General features: G+C 66.3%; 14 protein-coding genes. 7 read left to right on the forward strand and 7 right to left on the reverse strand.

The genetic code is table 11. From position 1 onward, the window contains the following. Positions 1 to 61: 61 nt before the first annotated feature. Together MF134_RS14045 and xylF are read right to left on the reverse strand one after the other, a co-directional pair. Complete coding sequence (locus MF134_RS14045) at positions 62 to 1375, reverse strand: sugar ABC transporter permease (RefSeq protein ID WP_255340098.1); 1314 nt, start codon at positions 1373 to 1375, stop codon at positions 62 to 64. Positions 1376 to 1604: 229 nt separating this feature from the next. Then, the gene (xylF, locus tag MF134_RS14050; protein ID WP_457589996.1) at positions 1605 to 2594 is read right to left on the reverse strand and encodes a D-xylose ABC transporter substrate-binding protein; all 990 of its coding nucleotides are present in this window, start codon (positions 2592 to 2594) and stop codon (positions 1605 to 1607) included. A 224-nt stretch (positions 2595 to 2818) separates the two neighbouring features. Here xylF and MF134_RS14055 point away from each other — a divergent pair, with 224 nt between their 5' ends. The 3 genes from MF134_RS14055 to MF134_RS14065 are packed head-to-tail and all read left to right on the forward strand — an operon-like array spanning position 2819 to position 7178. Beyond that, positions 2819 to 4054 (forward strand): ROK family protein, encoded by a 1236-nt coding sequence (locus MF134_RS14055; protein WP_255340100.1) that lies wholly within the window; start codon positions 2819 to 2821, stop codon positions 4052 to 4054. Further along, positions 4051 to 5487: a di-heme oxidoredictase family protein gene (locus MF134_RS14060; protein ID WP_255340101.1), complete on the forward strand. Its 1437-nt coding sequence runs from the start codon at positions 4051 to 4053 to the stop codon at positions 5485 to 5487. Before MF134_RS14055 ends, MF134_RS14060 begins: the two co-directional genes overlap by 4 nt. Next, a complete protein-coding gene (locus tag MF134_RS14065; protein WP_255340102.1) occupies positions 5484 to 7178 on the forward strand; it encodes a CRTAC1 family protein in 1695 nt (564 codons plus the stop codon). The genes MF134_RS14060 and MF134_RS14065 overlap by 4 nt, the downstream gene beginning before the upstream one ends. A gap of 311 nt (positions 7179 to 7489) precedes the next feature. Here MF134_RS14065 and MF134_RS14070 read toward each other — a convergent pair whose 3' ends face one another. Together MF134_RS14070 and MF134_RS14075 are read right to left on the reverse strand one after the other, a co-directional pair. After that, on the reverse strand, positions 7490 to 9697 hold the full coding sequence (locus MF134_RS14070; protein WP_255340103.1) for a pyrroloquinoline quinone-dependent dehydrogenase: 2208 nt from the start codon (positions 9695 to 9697) through the stop codon (positions 7490 to 7492). Between the two features lie 22 nt (positions 9698 to 9719). Then, positions 9720 to 10208 (reverse strand): hypothetical protein, encoded by a 489-nt coding sequence (locus tag MF134_RS14075; RefSeq protein WP_255340104.1) that lies wholly within the window; start codon positions 10206 to 10208, stop codon positions 9720 to 9722. 455 nt (positions 10209 to 10663) lie between these two features. Between MF134_RS14075 and MF134_RS14080 the strand changes: the two genes are divergently transcribed. Beyond that, entirely contained in the window at positions 10664 to 11731 is a 1068-nt protein-coding gene (locus MF134_RS14080) for an aldo/keto reductase (protein WP_255340105.1), read from the forward strand. A 26-nt stretch (positions 11732 to 11757) separates the two neighbouring features. On the opposite strand, the gene MF134_RS24205 is transcribed toward MF134_RS14080, so the two are convergent. Together MF134_RS24205 and MF134_RS14090 are read right to left on the reverse strand one after the other, a co-directional pair. Continuing rightward, on the reverse strand, positions 11758 to 12108 hold the full coding sequence (locus MF134_RS24205; RefSeq protein WP_457589991.1) for an oligopeptide/dipeptide ABC transporter ATP-binding protein: 351 nt from the start codon (positions 12106 to 12108) through the stop codon (positions 11758 to 11760). Beyond that, positions 12024 to 12593, reverse strand: coding sequence for a TetR/AcrR family transcriptional regulator (locus MF134_RS14090; RefSeq protein ID WP_255340106.1), 570 nt, complete (start codon positions 12591 to 12593; stop codon positions 12024 to 12026). The genes MF134_RS24205 and MF134_RS14090 overlap by 85 nt, the downstream gene beginning before the upstream one ends. 147 nt (positions 12594 to 12740) lie before the next feature. Here MF134_RS14090 and MF134_RS14095 point away from each other — a divergent pair, with 147 nt between their 5' ends. The 3 genes from MF134_RS14095 to MF134_RS14105 are packed head-to-tail and all read left to right on the forward strand — an operon-like array spanning position 12741 to position 16529. Continuing rightward, positions 12741 to 13238, forward strand: coding sequence for a (2Fe-2S)-binding protein (locus tag MF134_RS14095; protein ID WP_255340107.1), 498 nt, complete (start codon positions 12741 to 12743; stop codon positions 13236 to 13238). Next, positions 13235 to 14290, forward strand: coding sequence for an FAD binding domain-containing protein (locus MF134_RS14100; RefSeq protein WP_255340108.1), 1056 nt, complete (start codon positions 13235 to 13237; stop codon positions 14288 to 14290). Before MF134_RS14095 ends, MF134_RS14100 begins: the two co-directional genes overlap by 4 nt. Further along, positions 14283 to 16529 (forward strand): xanthine dehydrogenase family protein molybdopterin-binding subunit, encoded by a 2247-nt coding sequence (locus MF134_RS14105; RefSeq protein ID WP_255340109.1) that lies wholly within the window; start codon positions 14283 to 14285, stop codon positions 16527 to 16529. Before MF134_RS14100 ends, MF134_RS14105 begins: the two co-directional genes overlap by 8 nt. Before the next feature lie 268 nt (positions 16530 to 16797). Here MF134_RS14105 and MF134_RS14110 read toward each other — a convergent pair whose 3' ends face one another. Beyond that, complete coding sequence (locus tag MF134_RS14110) at positions 16798 to 17433, reverse strand: NADPH-dependent F420 reductase (RefSeq protein ID WP_457589992.1); 636 nt, start codon at positions 17431 to 17433, stop codon at positions 16798 to 16800. Between the last annotated feature and the right edge of the window lie 10 nt (positions 17434 to 17443).

Genomic DNA, 17443 nt, shown 5'->3' on the forward strand with positions numbered 1-17443 from the left:
CGGTCCACCGTGTCGGCGTGATGCGCCGGACCGTGGTCGGCGATGGTATCCATTGAGGTGCTCATGCGGCCCTCCTGCGGTAGATAGTGTCGAGCCAGACGGCGACGACGAGAACGGCGCCGACGACGATGTTCTGCAGCGGAGTGTCCATGCCGAGGAGCACCATGCCCGACTGCAAGCTCTGCATGACAAGGGCGCCGAGCATGGCACCGGCGATCGTGCCCGCACCACCGGCCAGCGAGGTGCCGCCGATCACGGCGGCGGCGATGGTGTAGAGTTCGTCGAGCGTGCCCTGCGCATTCGTCGCCGAGGTGAGGCGGGCGGTCGAGATGGCCGCGGCGATCGCGGCGAGCATGCCCATCAGCGCAAATACCATCATGGTCACGCGCTTGGTGTTGATGCCGGCGAGCTCGGCCGCCTCGGGATTGCCGCCGATCGCGAAGACGTAGCGGCCGAACCGGGTGCGCCGTGCGATGAAGGTCATCACCACGCCGACGCCGATGAAGAGAAGCACCGGCACGGCATAGCCGAAGGCGATCTCGAGGCCGCCCTCGGGCATGGTGATACCGTTCGCCTCGGCATAACGGCGCGCGAGCGGCCCGGGCAGCAGGTAGGAATTGACGATGAAGGTCGCGACGATCACGGCCAGGGCGGACACACCGAAGGTCAGATACTCCGCCCACATCGGCTTGACCGGGAACTTGAAGCGGTGGCGCTGCCGGCGCGCATTGAACGTCGACCAGGCCAGAAACGCAATCGCGACGAGGGCGATGATCCAGCTCCAGCTTGCACCGATCGAGCCGTCCGAGCCACCGCCGATGATCTTGAAATTGTCGTCGGTGATCGGGATCGTCCTGCCGGAGGCCACCCACCAGGCGGCGCCGCGCCAGACAAGCAGGCCGCCGAGCGTCACGATGAAGGCCGGCACGCCCATATAGGCGATGACGAAGCCCTGAAGCCCGCCGATCGCCAGGCCGCAGAGCAGCCCGACGCCGATCGTGGCGATCCAGACCATCGGACTGTTGAATCCGAACATCGGCGTGAACCAGGTCGTCTGCACGATCGCCATCACCATGCCGGTGACGCCGAGGATCGAGCCGACGGAAAGGTCGATGTTGCGGGTGACGATGACCAGCACCATGCCTGTCGCCATGACGCCGACGGACGCGGTCTGGACCGAGAGGTTCCACAAATTGCGCGGCGTCAGGAATGTGCCGCCCGACAGGATGTGGAAGCCGATCCAGATGACGAGGAGGGCACCCACCATGCCGAGCATGCGGGTGTCGATCTCCGTCGCTCGCAGGAATCGCTTGAAGCCGCTCTCGGCCTGGACGCTTTTCGTCCCGGCCGGAGCGTCCGAAACCGCTTGACTCATGGCTCGCCTCCCAGCGGAGCGTTCGGCAAGGCGTGCGACCGTCTGGCCGGTGCCGTGCCCTTCTTGTTGTCTTTAGACGTTCGCGCCGACTGAAGCGGCGTGACCGTCGCCGATGGCCTCGATCCATCCCGGCGCAAACGGCGCGGCGGGATCGAGCGGGACCACAGCCCCGAAAATGGATCGGGCGGCCGCGCCGTCAGTCTGCGCAGCCGCCCGGTCATTCAGCTTTTCAGTCGCAGGCCGGAACCGAACCCGCCTCGACGCCCTGGCAGACGGTCTCCTTCGACACCCAGCCGGCGTCGATGATCGTTTGCAGGTTGTCCTTGGTGATCGCCACCGGCTTCAGGAAGATCGCCTGGAGATCCTGGCCGTTCGGGCTTTCCCAGCCTTCGGCACCCTCGATTTCGTTCATCGCCGTGCCCTTGGCGAGTTCGAGGGCGATCTCGGCGGCGCGCTTGCCGAGTTCGCGGGAGTCCTTCCAGACCGAGACGGTCTGGGTGCCGCGGGCGATGCGGTTCAGCGCCGCCTGGTCGGCGTCCTGGCCGGAAACCGGGACCGTGCCGGCGAGACCCTGCGCCTCGAGTGCTGCGATGGCGCCGCCGGCGGTGCCGTCGTTCGAGGCAACGACCGCGTCGACCTCGTTGTTGTTGGCGGTCAGGATCTGTTCCATGTTCTGCTGGGCGTTCGCCGGAAGCCAGCCGTCCGTGTAGGCCTCGCCGACATTCTTGATCTTGCCGGAATCGATCGCCTCCTGCAGCACTTCCATCTGACCGGAGAACAGGAAGTCGGCGTTCGGATCGGCCGACGAGCCCTTGATGAAGGCGTAATTGCCTTCCGGCTGGACCTTCTGGACTTCCCGCGCCTGGATGCGGCCGACTTCCTTGTTGTCGAAGGTCAGGTAGAAGGCGTTCGGATCCTCGATCAGGCGGTCATAGCCGACGACCGGGATGCCGTTGTTGACGGCGGTCTGCACGGCCGGGCCGATGGCGGCCGAATCCTGCGCAAGAATGATCAGCGCCTCGGCGCCTTGGCTGATCAGCGACTCGACGTCGGTCAGCTGCTTGGCCGCGGACGACTGGGCGTCGGCGGAGATGTAGGTCGCGCCGGCCTTTTCGAGCGCTTCCTTGATGGCCGCCTCGTCGGTCTTCCAGCGCTCTTCCTGGAAGTTCGACCAAGAGACGCCGACCGTCTGCGCGAGCACGGACGTGGCGCCGGCCATCGTGAACACCGCGCCGGCAAGCGCGAGCTTCAAAGCTTTCATGGATTTCCTCCCTGGCGCAACCTGCGCCTGATCCTTCCCGGCCGCTCCCTCGCGGCCATCGAGACTTTTTCCGAGCCTCGTAAAAAATGGTGACAGCAAAAACTTGGCGTGTCAACTTGCGTGCGCCGGTCCTCAACGAGATACGAAATCCGACGGGACGGCGGGAGGAGATGACAAGGCCCATGCTGTCCAAGACCGACGCCGAAGGCGTGCGTGCCCACAATCGGCGCGTCGTCCTCAATCATTTGCGGCGCACCGGGATATCGACCCGACGCGCGATCAGCGAGGCGACCGGGCTGTCCATGTCGTCGGCCTCTTCGATCGCTTCCGCGCTGGTCAGGGACAGCATCCTCGTCGAGATGCAGGACAATGAACGCGATTTCCGACGCGGGCGGCCCGAACGCAGACTGGTTCTCAGGGCGGAGGCCGCGCGTGTCGCCGTGGTGAAGATTGCCGTTGGAGAGATCGCGGTCAGGCTTTGCAGCTATGACGGGCAAACGCTTGCTCATGTCCGGCGCGAGATGAGCATCGCCGACCTCGATGCCGATCGGCTCGTCGACGCCATTCTCGAACTCTTGGCCGAGGTTCGCGCGATGACGGGGGCAAGCCCCACCGAGGGCGGAACGATCGAATCGATCACGGTGGCCGTCCAGGGAAAGACGGATCCCGGCGAGGGTCGCATCGTCTGGTCGCCCGCGATGCGGCTGCGTGATCTTCTCGTGGGACCGCCTCTGGCTGAGGCCACCGGCGCGCTGGTCGCCGTCTGCAACGACTGTTCCCTGATGCCCGAGAGCTTTCGCTGGCGCTCCGAAGGTCGGCTGCAGAACTACGCCTTCGTGTTCATCGGCTTCGGCGTCGGCATGGGCCTTCGCGTCGCGGGCCGCAACTTTGGCGGACAGGGCGTTTCGACGATCGAGTTCGGGCACATCAACCATATTCCGGGGGGCGCGGCCTGCCGCTGCGGCAATCGCGGATGCGTCGAGGCTTATGCCGGCGACTACGCCCTCTGGCGGCGTGCGCGCGGTCTCGAGGCGAACGCGATTCTCGCCCGACGGATCAGCGACGCCGAGATGCGGCAACTGGCCGCTGAAGCGCGTTCGTCCGAGGGCGCGGCGCGGGAAGCCTTCGAAGAGGCGGGTCTTGCCATCGGCTATGGACTCGGGCGGATCTTCACGCTGATCGATCCCTTGCCGATCGTCTTCACCGGCTCCGGGGCCCAGGCGATCGATCTCCTGGAGCCAGCGATACGCCGCGGAATCACCGAGAGCTCGATTGCCGGGCAAGGGGCTGACGTCGAGTTCAGCATCGAGGACGACGTCGACGCCCTGGTCTTCGAAGCGGCCGCCAATCACGCGCTGGCGGGGATCGACGAGCGCTTCGCGACAGCAACGACGCCGAAAGCGGAGGCCGCCGAATGACCGCCCGGACATCCGTCATCCCAGGCCTTGCACTTGCAACCTGTCTCGCTTTCGCTTCGCCGTGGTCGGTTCAAGCTGATGAAGCGCCACCCTGGTCCGAGCATGCCGTCAAGGTGCATGTCGATCAGTCGGAGCTTCGGGGCGTGCTGTCGCTGGGAGACCTGTCCAGCCTGATCGACAAGGGCCGCGCGCTGTTCGAGGCGCGGTTCACGAGCCTCGACGGCGCGGGGCGGCCCCATGCGACCCAGGCCATCATCCCGACGGCCCATCGCCGGCCGGTCGAGCATGATTTTCAGCGGCTCGCCGGCCCCGACGCGAATGCCTGCTCGTCCTGTCACAACGAACCTCGAACCGGCGGCGCTGGCGGTTTCGTCGGCAATGTCTTCGTTTCGGAAGGTTTCGAGAGCGCGGATTTCGACACCCTCGATCCGCAATTCTCCAATGAGCGCGGAACCAACCATCTCTTCGGCGCAGGCCTCGTCGAACTCTTGGCGCGCGAGATGACGGCAGACCTGCAGGCCGCTCGGACCACCGCGCTCGACGAGGCGCGCCGTCTGGGCGAGCCGGAGAAGGTTGCGCTCGCCAGCAAGGGCGTGTCCTTCGGCTCGATCACGGCGCTGCCGGATGGATCGATCGACTTCGCAGGCCTCGAGGGCGTCGACCCCGATCTGGTCATCCGGCCGTTCACCCAGAAGGGTGTGATGACGTCGCTCCGCCAGTTCACCGTCAATGCACTCAATCAGCATCACGGCATGCAGCCGGACGAGCGCTGGGGCGCGCGCTGGACGGGGACCGACGATTTCGATGGTGACGGACATTCCAATGAGATCTCTGCCGGTCTGGTCTCGGCCATGGTGGCGTTCCAGGCCAGCCTGCCGTCGCCGCAGGAGGTCGAGCCGGACAGCGCCGAGTGGCGAAAGGCTGCGGTTCGTGGGCGTGAAGTCTTTGCCGATCTCGGCTGCACGAACTGCCACCGACCGTCTCTTCCGCTGGACAGCCTGGGCTTCTCCGATCCGGGGCCGGTGGATACGGCGGGGACGTTACGGACCGGCGACGTCGAAGCTCCTGCGATCTACGACCTCGCCTTGCTCGATTGGGCGAAAGCTCTGCCCCGAGACGCAAAGGGGCGTGTTCTCGTGCCGCTCTTCGGTGACCTGAAGCGGCATCGCATCGCCGATCAGCGCCAAGCTGCCTTCGGCAACGAGACCCTGGCGCAGCGCTTCGTCGAGCGGGACGTCTTCATCACTTCCGAACTGTGGGGACTGGCCGATACCGCCCCCTACGGCCATCGCGGCGACATGACGACGCTGGACGAAGCCATCCGGGCCCATGGGGGCGAAGCCTATGAAGCTGGCAAGGCCTATGCCGCGCTTGCCGAGAAAGACCGCTCCGCGTTGATCGCATGGCTCAAGACATTGAGGATCGGCGAATGAGCGCTTGCGCGAAGACCGTCAGCTGCCTGATCGCGGTCGCGCTTGCTTGCAGCGTGGGCGCATTGCAGGCTGGCCCGGCCTTCGCTGAAACGCCGTCGGAGCCGGCCCCGTTCAGCGCCGACACGCCGGTCTTCGAGGAGGTCGCGGCCGATGCCGGGATTGCCCACAGTTATGACGGGCCTTGGGAGTTCTTCGTCGGCGGAGGTGGGGCCGCCTTCGACTGCAATGGCGACCGCTATCCCGAAGTCTTCCTGAGCGGCGGCAAGAATCCCGCGCAGCTCTACCGCAATCAGAGTTCGGCGGGTCGGCTCACCTTCGAGCCGATTCCGATCGGAATCGAACCGGCCGATCTCGAAAAGGTCACGGGCGCCTATCCGATCGACATCGATCAGGATGGCAACATGGATCTCGTTCTTCTTCGGGTCGGCAAGAACATCGTCCTCAAGGGCGACGGTGCCTGCGGTTTCGAGGAGGCTAACCGGCACTTCGCGATCGACGGCGGCAGGGACTGGACGACGGCCTTCGCGGCCATCTTCGAGCCGGGCGCGCAATTTCCGACGCTCGCTTTCGGCAACTACGTCGATCGGACGGCGCCGGGCTCGCCCTGGGGAACCTGCGCGGACAATGTCCTCATGCGCCCGCAGCCCGGCCGCGACGTGCCCGACTATTCGGTCTCGGAGAAACTGAAGCCCGGCTTTTGCGCCCTTTCGATGCTCTTCACCGACTGGAACCATACGGGCGAGCCGGCGCTGCGGATCACCAATGACCGGCAATATTATCGCGGCGGCGAAGAGCAGCTCTGGCGCGTCGAGCCGGAGCGGGCGCCGCGCCCCTATCGCCGGGCCGACGGCTGGAAGCATCTTTCGATCTGGGGCATGGGCATCGCCGAGGGCGATCTCGACGGCGATGGCTGGCCCGAATACGCGCTGACTTCGATGGGGGACACCAAGCTGCAGGTGCTCGACCGCGAATTCGAGGACACCCCCGCCTATCGCGACGAGGCCTGGGACCGACGCGCGACGGCGCACCGCCCCTATACGAAGGACGAGGGCAAACCCTCGACCGGGTGGCATGCCGAATTCGCCGATTTCAACAACGACACCGCGCTCGACCTGTTCATCGCGAAAGGCAATGTCGAGGCCATGCCGGATTTCGCCAGCTTCGATCCCGACAATCTCCTGATGGGCGGGTTCGACGGGCGGTTCACCGAGCGGGGGAAAGAGGCGGGACTGGCGCTGCCGACCAAGGGCCGAGGCGCGCTCGTCGCCGACTTCGATCTCGACGGTTCCCTCGATCTTCTGGTCGTCAATCGCGGTGGGTCGGCGAGCCTGTTCCATAATCGGGGAGCAAAGTCGGCCTTCGGCACCCGGCCCATGGGCAATTTTCTTGAGATCAGCTTGAACGATCCAACCGGAAACCGCGACGGGATCGGCGCGCAGATCGTCGTGCGCGTCGGCAAGAAGACGCTGACGCGCACGATCCGGGTTGGCGGCGGTCACGCCTCCGGAACCTCAGGCTTCACGCATCTCGGTCTCGGCGTCGCCGAACGGGCACAGATTCGCATCCAGTGGGCCGATGGCGAGTGGAGCCACCCGTACCGGGTATTCGCCAACAGTTTCGTCCTGATCGATCGCGGTTCCGCCGACGCCCGCTACTGGTATCCTCAACGCAGAAACGCCGCAGAGAAGTAGCGCGAATGGAGGCGTCCGATCAGCCGGACGCTTCAACCGATGCGGCGCCGCCTCAGACTTCCTCTGGCGCCTGGAACCGGCCGGTTAACCCAATCGGAAGGGCTGGGCGCGGCTGTGTGGCTGATTGTCATCTCCAACGGCCTGCCGAGAAACCCGCTCTTCAGGACGATCGCCTCCATCAGCGGGGCGATCCGTACAGCGGGTGCCATCGATGCCTTGGCGCTTCGTCTGACTCAAGACCGTGCAAACTCCGGAGACACCGAAGTTCGCTGGAAGACGCGGCGGATCAGCGTCGCGGGCTCCGCTTCGCCTCAATTCTCCGGCAGCGCGTAGGCGATGTAGTAGTCGCCCACCGGGGTCTCCATGAAGTGGTGGCCGCCGGCCTGGATGACGAGGTATTCGCGACCGTCCTGTTCGTAGACGATGGGGTTGGCCTGGCCGCCAGCCGGCAGGACGTCCGACCACAAGGTCTCGCCGGTCTTCAGATCGATGGCGCGGATGAGATTGTCGGTCGCCGCGGCGATGAATACGAGTCCGCCCTTGGTGACGACGGAGCCGCCATTGTTGGGCGTGCCGATCGACAAGGGCAGGAAGGACGGGATGCCGAAGGGACCGTTGCGGCGGGCGGTGCCGAGCGGGCGGTCCCACAGGGTCTCGCCGGTCTTCAGATCGATCGCCCGGATGCCGCCGAGCGGCGGCTGCTTGCAGGGAATGCCGGTGAAGGGTGCCCGCCAGCCGGCATTGACGTCGATGGCATAGGGCGCGCCGGCCTGCGGATCGCCTTCACCTTCGGCCTTCGAGCCCGACTCGCCCTCGGACTGCTTTTCGTTGATCGGCTTCAGATTGCGCTCGTCCGCTTCTTCCCGGGGAATCAGCCGGTTATAGTTCGGCACGTCGTTGTAGTTCGCGACGATGATGCCGTTTTCGGTGTCGACGGCGACGCTGCCCCAGTCCGAGCCGCCATTGTAGCCGGGATACTGGATCCAGCGCCGGTCGGCCGTCGGGTGGGTGTAGATGCCGTTATAGGCGGCCTCGCGAAAGGCAATGCGGCAGAAGAGCTGATCGAGGGGGGTGACGCCCCACATGTCCGCCTCGGTCAGATCGTCCTTGCGCAGGGTGTGGTAGCCCGAGGTCGGCTGGGTCTCGGCATAGGCGTCGCCCTCGACGCCGCCTTCCGGTGTTTCGATCTCCTCGATCGGGACCAGCGGCTCGCCGGTTTCGCGATCGAGAATGTAGATGTCGCCTTGTTTCGATGGCAGGAGGATGGCCGGCGTGGTGCCGCCGTCTTCGTTCGGGAAGTCGATGAGCGTCGCCTGACTGCCGAGATCGTAGTCCCAGACATCGTAGCGCACGGTCTGGAAGTGCCAGACCGGCTTGCCGGTGGTCACGTCGATGGCGACGAGGGAGGTCGCATATTCGTTCTCGGCTTCGGAGCGATTGCCGCCGTAATAATCGACCGAGGAATTGCCCATCGGCAGATAGACGTAGCCGAGCTCCTCGTCGCCGGTCGCCTGGGTCCACATGTTAGGCGTGCCGCGGGTGTAGGTCTCGCCCTCGGGCGGCAGGCCGGTGAGGTCCGGATCGCCGAGGTCCCAGGCCCAGGCGAGTTCGCCGGTGACCGCGTCATAGCCACGAATGACGCCGGAGGGTGCGTCCTCGGCCTGACCATCCTTCACCTGCGCGCCGGTGACTGCGATGCCGCGGACGATTGCCGGCGGCGCGGTGACGGCGTACCAGCCGGGCACCTTCTCACCGATGCCCTGCCACAGGTCGACCTGGCCGTTCTCCCCGAAATCGGCGCAGGGCGCGCCGGTCTTGGCGTCGACCGCGATCAGCCGGGCGTCGAGCGTGCCCTCGATGATCCGCGTCGCGCAGGCCTGATCTTCGGATGCGTCGGGCAATTCGTAATAGGCAACGCCCCGGCAGCTTGCGCCATAGGGGATCGCTTCGGGAGCGACCTTCGGGTCGTAGCGCCAGATCTCCTCTCCCGTTCTCGCATCGACGGAGGACAGGATGTTCATCGCCGAGCAGATGTAGAGGGCGTCGCCGATCTTCAGCGGCGTTCCTTCGGGCGAGTATTTGCCCTCGGTCTTTTCGGTCGGCATGTCGCCGGTGCGATAGGTCCAGACCTTTTCGAGCTGGTCGACATTGTCCGGTGTGATCTGGTCGAGCGGCGAGAAGCGGGTCGCATTGGGCCCGCCGCCCCAGAAGGGCCAGTCCGTGCCAACCTCGCGCGGGGTGGCCGGAGCGCGAGCGACCTCAGTGTTCGCAGTCGCGTCGGGTGCGTCTTCCGCTTCGGCTGCAGGCGTGGCGTCCGGAGCAGGGGTGGCGACGCCCTGAGGCGTTTCACCTATCTCCACGGCCTCACCCTCGCCGCTGGGGTCGGCGCCGGATGCGGGCGTGTTGTCGGATGCCGCGGGCTGGGTGTCCTGCGCGAAGGCGAAGGGCGGGCAGACGGAAAGAGAAAGAGCGGCGGCGAGCGTCGCGGCGACGCCGGTGCGCGAAAGATCTCGTGTCATCGTGGTCTCCGGGAGGGACAGGTCAGCTTGCGGTCGGGAGGAGCGTCTTGGTCGAGTGCGGCTTCTTCGGCCGCCGGCTCTCCGTCTGCCGCCGGCTCTCTGTCACCTGATGGCTTTTACCTTGATCGGCGTCACGTGGACGGGCCTGTGAACTGCTCGCGCGACGCAGAACGGGGATCGTGGCGAGGACGAGGACGAGAATGACCGTGGGCGCGACGAGCCGCGGCACCTGCGCCCACCAGTCGAAACCCTTTTCCCAGAACGCCCAGACGACGGTGAAGATGAAGGTGAGGAGATAGATCCAGACCGCGAGCATCGAAGCTCTCACGAGGAACCAGGCGGTCGCAAGGAGGCCGAGGCCGGCGAAGACGTAGTACCAAGAGCCGCCGAGCCAAGCGAGATAGACGCCACCACCGAAGATCGGCAGTCCGAAAAGGACGAGTACGATGGCAAGGACCACCACGGCCCAATATCCCACGCCGCGTCGTGCGCTGTTCGAGTGGTCGGTCATCGTGCCCTCGTGTCTCGGCGATGTTTGATAAGTCTCTCGTACGGGCACATAGCCTCGGCAATCGGTCTCGCAACACGTTCATCCAAATCTTTGGGAGATCGGGTGCGAGTTTCGGCCTGCGGCTCGGGTGACACGACGATGGAAATGTCGGCGCATCGGCGATAGGGAGGCCGAAAGGCTTCTCGAGTTCTCCAAAGCTACCGTCTTCTGGCGGGAGTTCTGGCTGCCTCGATCGGCCGATGATCGGCCGGACGGCTCGAGCGCCGCTCTGATCATCCCCCCGAACGAACTGTTCCCACGCCCTTGCCGCCGTGCATCATCTCCGCGGAGCGCGGGCGATCTGGCCGAATGAGCACGAGGCTTCAGAACCGGGTCGGCATCGAATGCGTTGGCCGGCAAAGGCCGTGGATGACAATCCGCGAGCGGAACCGCGACACGAGCGAAGAGAGTTCGACATGAAGTACGCCCCCTTCGGCAATTCCGGCATGATGGTCTCGCCCTTCGTGCTTGGCACCGTCACCTTCGGCGGCACACATGGCTTCGAGAAGACCGGCAATGTCGGTGTCGAGGACGCAAGACGCTTCATCGACATCGCCATGGAGGCCGGCGTCAATGCGCTCGATACGGCCAACATCTATTCCAAGGGCGATTCCGAAAAGGTCGTCGGCGAGGCGGTGAAGGGCCGGCGGAGCGACCTTCTGATCTTCTCCAAGGTCCGCACGACGATGGGCGAGGGGCCGAACATGGCCGGCGCCTCGCGCGCCCACATCATGGGCCAGATCGACCAGAGCCTGAAGCGGCTGCAGACCGACTGGATCGATCATTACTGGATCCACCAGTGGGATGGCGTCACCCCGGTCGAGGAGACGGTTTCGGTGATGGACGACCTGATCCGTGCCGGCAAGATCCGTTCCTGGGGCGTCTCGAACTATTCCGGCTGGCAGGTGGCGAAGACGGTTCTGACGGCGAAGATGCTCGGCGCGACGCCGCCCGTCGCCCATCAGCTGAACTACACGCCGGAAGCGCGTGAGGTCGAATACGAGATCATTCCGGCCGGCCGTGATCTGGGCGTCGCGACGCAGGTCTGGAGCCCGCTGGGCGAGGGGCTGCTCACCGGCAAGATCGACCGCGACAACGGTCCGCAGCCCGGCACGAGGCAGGGCAACGACTGGCCCGAGCCGCACATCGTCGATACCGAGCGGCTCTACCGTGTGATCGACGTGTTGAAGGATGTTTCGGGCGAAGTGGGCCGCAGCGTGCCCCAGGTCGTGCTGGCCTGGCTGCGCGAACGTCCCGGCGTCCACTCGATCGCGCTCGGGGCGAGGAGCGAGGACCATTTGCGCGACAATCTCGCCTCCATCGACCTGACGCTCTCGCAAGAGCAGTCGCGGCGGATCGAGAAGGCGGGCCGCCCGCCGGCGATCGTGCCGCTCTGGCACCGGGCGATGAACGGCATGGATCGCGCCAGTGAGGCCGAGCGAGAGTATCTGGAGGGCTACAGAGAGACGATGGGCCTCGATTGACGCGAGGGTGGTGCAGACCGATGCCCCTATCCATCGCCGCTGCGGCAAGACATGTGACACGGGCCGTCGAGGGAATTCATGGTGCGTTCCGGCCGCTCCTCGCGGCAGCGGTCGAAGGCGAGCGGGCACCGAGGATGAAAGCGGCAGCCGGGCGGCGGCGAGGCCGGGCTCGGCCCGTCGCCGGCCATGGCGGCGCGCTCCCGCTTCGACCCCGATCCCGCAAATTGCGGGGCTGCCGGAGTACCGGCTCTTGCAGACGAACCCGCTAGAGCAAATCCTCCGACAGGGCAGCCTAGCGTTTCAGGCCGTCTATGAAGATGTCGAGCAGCCGCAGCACTCGTGCTCGCCAGTCCGGGCCCGGTTCGCGCGAATAGCACAGGGCGTACATGGTCTGAAGCAGGTCCTCTGCCGTCACGTCCTCGCGGATCTGGCCGGCGTCCGCCGCCTGTTTCAGCAGCCCGTTCAATGCAGCGAGGATCCGTTCCGACTGTGCGGAATAAGCTTCCTTTGATTCCTCCGTCATCACGATGGACAGCGCGCCGAGCATGCCGCGCTTGGTTTCGACGAGAGCGACATTGGCATGAAGCCAGTCGCGCAGTGCCTCGAGCGGGTCGTTGGATCCCTTAAGCCCCTCCGCCGTCTCGACGAGGCGTTCCAGATCCCGGCTGAAGACCGCGTGGAAGAGGGCTTCGCGCGTCGGGAAGTGCCGATAAAGTGTTCCGATCCCCACCCCGGCCTGCCGCGCCACCGCTTCGAGGCTGGCGTCCGGTCCGCCCTTGCCGAGCACGTCCTTCGCCGTTTCGACCAGTCGTTCTCGGTTCCTCAGGGCATCGGCACGCGGCTTGCGCTTACGCACTTCCATTGAAAAAGATGTCCCCTTGAAAACGGAGGGCCCCTCCGTATATGCTCTTCCACGATGCCGATAGCATCCCTTGGCGCGACCTTGCGGAGATCTCTTCTCCAGCGCAAGCGCCCACCTGTCGGCAAATCCCATTCGAAGGGACCCTCAATGCCACACTCCATTACCCTTACCGTAAACGGCCGCGCCCACGAAGTTCATCTTGACGATCCGCGCGTGACGCTGCTTGACCTCTTGCGCGAGCGCCTGGCGCTAGCGGGCACGAAGAAAGGTTGCGACCGCGGCCAGTGCGGCGCCTGTACGGTCCTCGTAAACGGGCGGCGGGCCAATTCCTGCCTGATGCTGGCGGCAACGCTGGACGGCTGCGAAATCACGACGATCGAAGGGCTCTCCGAAGGCGGCGACCTGCACCCGGTCCAGACCGCCTTTATCGAAAACGACGCCTTCCAGTGCGGCTACTGCACGCCGGGCCAGATCATGAGCGCGGTGGGCCTGATCGCGGAAGGCCGTGCGGGCGACGACCCCGAACGCATCCGCGAGGGCATGAGCGGCAATCTGTGCCGATGCGCCGCCTATCACGGCATCACCCTTGCCGTGCAGGAGGCCACGCGCCGCATGGCGAAGGACGAAATGGAGGACGCGGCATGAAAAGCTTTGATCTCATCCGGCCCGCCACGGTGCAGGAGGCCATCGCTGCCTGGGAGCCGGGCGCAAGCTGGCTCGGCGGCGGCACCAACCTCGTCGACCTGATGAAGACCGGCGCCCTCGAGCCCGGCAAGCTGATCGATCTCGGACGCCTTGCGGTGCTTCGTGATGTCGAGACACTGCCAGACGGATCGATGCGTATCGGTGCGCTCGTCAGCAACGCCGACCTCGCGGATAACCCGGAAATCCTCCGTCGGTATCCCATGGTGTCCGAAGCGCTCCTGTCGGGCGCGTCCGGCCAGCTCCGCAACATGGCGACAGTGGCCGGCAACCTGATGCAGCGCACCAGATGCGCCTATTTCCAGGATCCCTACGCGGCCTGCAACCGGCGCGCCCCCGGGACGGGCTGCGACGCCCGCGAGGGGGAGAACGCCAATCTCGCGGTCCTCGGGTGGAGCGACGCCTGCATTGCCACGAATCCCTCGGATTTCTGCGTCCCCCTGTCGGCGCTCGATGCGGTCGTGGAGGTCGCCGGACCTTCCGGCGAGCGGGAGATCGCCATCGGCGACTTTCACCTCCTGCCGGGCGACACGCCCGAACGCGAGACCGCGCTTCAGCCTGGCGAACTGATCGTGGCACTGCGCCTGCCGGCGGCGAGCAGCGGGTTCGCTGCCAATGCGCGCTATCTCAAGGTGCGTGAACGCACCTCCTTCGCCTTCGCCATCGCTTCCTGTGCCGCCGCCTTGCGAATGGAGGGAGGCCGCATCGCGGAGGCGCGGTTTGCCCTTGGCGCTCTCGCGGCCAAACCCTGGCGCGTCAGCGAGGCCGAGGCGTTGCTGGCGGGGCAGGCGCCCGACGCAGCGCTCTTCGAGCGTGCCGCCAACGCCGCTCTGGCCGGAGCGACCGCCTCGGGTGACAACGCCTGGAAGATCGAGCTCGGCCGCCGCACGGCCGCGCGCGCCCTCGCCATGGCTGCCGCCGGCACGCCCCAGCGCATGCCGGCACTTCCCGCATCCGTCTTCGCGGCTCAAGCCGGAGAACCCGCACATGTCTGACACTCTCGCCCGCCCCATGCGGTTCGGCTCCAATTCGGGCCAGCCCCTGACCCGACGCGACGGCATCGCCAAGGTGACCGGCGCCGCGACGTTCGCGGGGGACAACAGCCCCGAGGGGCTGCTGCACGCCGTCTTCGTGCCGGCGACCATCGCCCGTGGCCACGTCACCTATCTGGACGTCGAAAGCGCCGAGAGGCATCCCGGTGTCACGTGCGTGCTGACGCCGCAGAACCGCCCGCCGCTGCAGGGAGACCCGTCGGCCAAGCCGACCATGTTCTCCTTCCGCATCGAAGTGCTGCAGGACGACACGGTCCGCTATGCCGGGCAGCCGATCGCCCTGGTGGTCGGCGAGACTCTTGAGGCCGCGACGGAGGGCGCACGTCTGCTGAGTCCGCGCTATGAGGTGGAGCCCGTGCGTACCTCGCTCGACGACAACGAGGCCTTCGGCTTCGAGCCGGCCGGTTTCGGCCTGCCAGCAGGCGCTGAACACGGCGACGTCGAAGCGGGCCATGCGGCTTCGGCCAAGTCCGTCGACGTGACTTACGAGACCGCCGCGCAGTATCACAACGCGATGGAGACGCACGCCGTCGTCGCCAGCTGGGACGGCGACCGTCTCACTCTCGACATGCCGAGCCAGGCCTTGATGATGTCGTGCGCCGGTTATGCGAATTTTTTCGGTATTCCGCCTGAGAACGTCACCCTCAGCAGCCCTTATCTGGGCGGCGGGTTCGGCTCCAAGGCCTTTGTGACCGGTCCGCAGGTGCTGGCGATCCTGGCGGCGCGCATGGCGGGACGACCCGTCAAGCTGATGCTGACGCGGCAGCAAATGTTCGGTCCCGTCGGCCATCGCGGGGCAACGCGCCAGCGCCTGCGTCTCGGCATCGACGAGAATGCGGAATTGACGGTCATCGACCACGAGGGGCTCGCGGAAACCTCGACCTTCGACGACTTCGTCGAACCCGCGGCAAACGCTTCGCAAGGCCTTTACGCGGCACGGGCGCTACGCTCCACTCATCGGGCCGTGCGCCTCGACATCGGGACACCTGGCCCGATGCGCGCGCCGGGGGAGGCGTCGGGCTCTGCGGCGCTCGAATGCGCGATCGACGAACTGGCGGAGCTTGCCGGGATCGACCCGCTCGAGTGCCGGCTGCGCAACTATGCCGAGACGGAGCCCGGGACCGGACGGCCCTATTCGTCGAAGGCCTTGCGCGAGTGCTACAGTCAGGGCGCAGCGCGTTTCGGTTGGGCTGACCGGCCGCTTGAGCCGCGCCAGGTGCGCGACGAGAACGGGTTGCTCACCGGCTGGGGCATGGGCACGGCCTTCTTTCCCGCTCCGATGTTCGCCGCCGAGGCGACAGCCACCCTGCGTCCCGACGGGACGGCCCTCGTCGAGACGTCGGCGGCCGACATGGGGCAGGGCGCATGGACCGCGCTCGCCCAGATCGCGGCCGACAGCCTCGGCCTGCCCATGGACAAGCTCGAGTTCCGCGCCGGCCATTCCAGCCTGCCGGACGGTGGCATCGCCGGTGGCTCCGGCCATACCGCGACCGCCGGTGGCGCACTGCACGCGGCAGGCACCGACGTCGTCCAGCAGCTCGGCCAGATCGCGGCAGCGGATCCGGCCTCGCCGTTGCACGGCGCGGGCAACGGCCGTTTCGTGGCGCGTGAAAGCCGAATCTATCTCGAAGGCGACGACACCCGCAGCGAGGCGTTCGCCGACATCATGGCGCGCACAGGCAGCGCCGAGATCACGGGCAGCGGAAGTGCTTCCCGGCCGCCCGAGGATGCGGAAAGGCATGCCATGAGCTCGCACGGGGCCGTCTTTGCCGAGGTCAAGGTCGATCCGGAACTCGGCCAGATGCGCGTGACGCGGCTGGTCGGCGCCTTCGCGGCCGGGCGGATCATCAATCCTCGGTTGGCGGAGAGCCAGCTGATGGGCGGCATGATCTGGGGCATATCCTTCGCCCTGCACGAGGAGGCGAAGTTCGACCACCGGTCCGGGCGAATCGTGAACGCCGATTTCGCGGGCTACCACGTGCCGGTAAACGCCGACGTCCAGGGGCTGGAGGTCATCACGGTTCACGAGGACGACCCCTTCGTCAACGCGCTCGGCATCAAGGGTGTTGGCGAGATCGGCGTGACCGGCACCGTGGGCGCCATCGGCAACGCCATCCGGCACGCCACGGGCCGGCGTATCCGCCGGTTCCCGATCCGCGTGGAAGACCTCCTGGCGGGGTGAGAAGTGGCGACCGCCCATGCCGTCCTGCCATGCTTCCGGCACACCGGTGATTTCGGCGAGAAGATCGGTTTGGGGGCCGGTCTTTCCCCGCTCTCGGGGCGCCAGCCGGGTCCCCCGTCGATGGCGGTGCGGCTGGCAATCTGGTCGGGCGAAGTTCCCCGGTGCGGCCTCGTCCATGAAGCCCAGAGAGATCCGAGTGGGGTCGGGGGCCCTATCCTGTTTGCGGCTATGAACGCGCCCAATATGCTCGCGAATGGAGGCCGAAGCCTCATGAAAGGCGGTCGAACCGGTAGACGAGTTCCGCCCCGCCGGAACCGCCATAGGCGAGTTCGGCCGTGACCATGGCGAAGGGTTCCACAAACCGGGCCATGCGCAGCGCGCCGGCGTCGAGCGGCTCGTATCCCGTGTCTTCGATGAGCTGTCGCGCGACCTCCTTCGCGGCAGGATCGTCGCCATAATAGAGGAGCTGCGGACGGGGCGAACTGTCACACTTGGCGAAGACGGCGGACAGCGCCTCGCTGGGACAGGTATTGAACGCGCAGACGAGCCGCGCTTCCGGCAGGCGGCGGTCAAGCTCCTCCGCGCCAGAGGTGGTCGTGCCGAGAACGAGGTCGCGATCCTCTTCGTCGAGGGGAATGCAGCAGTTGACGACGACCTTGCCGTCGAGCGAGCCCGCCTTGCCGAGGACGTCGTCGATACGCGACCAGTGGACCGCGATGAGCACGGCGTCAGCGTCCTTCGCCGCGTCCGCCGGGCTCTCGGCGCGGCCATTCGTGGCCTTTGCAAGGTCTTCGAGTTTTCGGCTGCTTCGCGAATAGGCGAAGGTGACGCTGTGGCCCGCCTTCGCCCAGATGGTTCCGAGAGCGCCGCCCATGCGGCCGGAACCCAGTATGGCGATCTTCATCCTGAGCCTC

The sequence above is a fragment of the Jiella marina genome (assembly GCF_024359545.1).
Classification (GTDB): domain Bacteria; phylum Pseudomonadota; class Alphaproteobacteria; order Rhizobiales; family Rhizobiaceae; genus Jiella.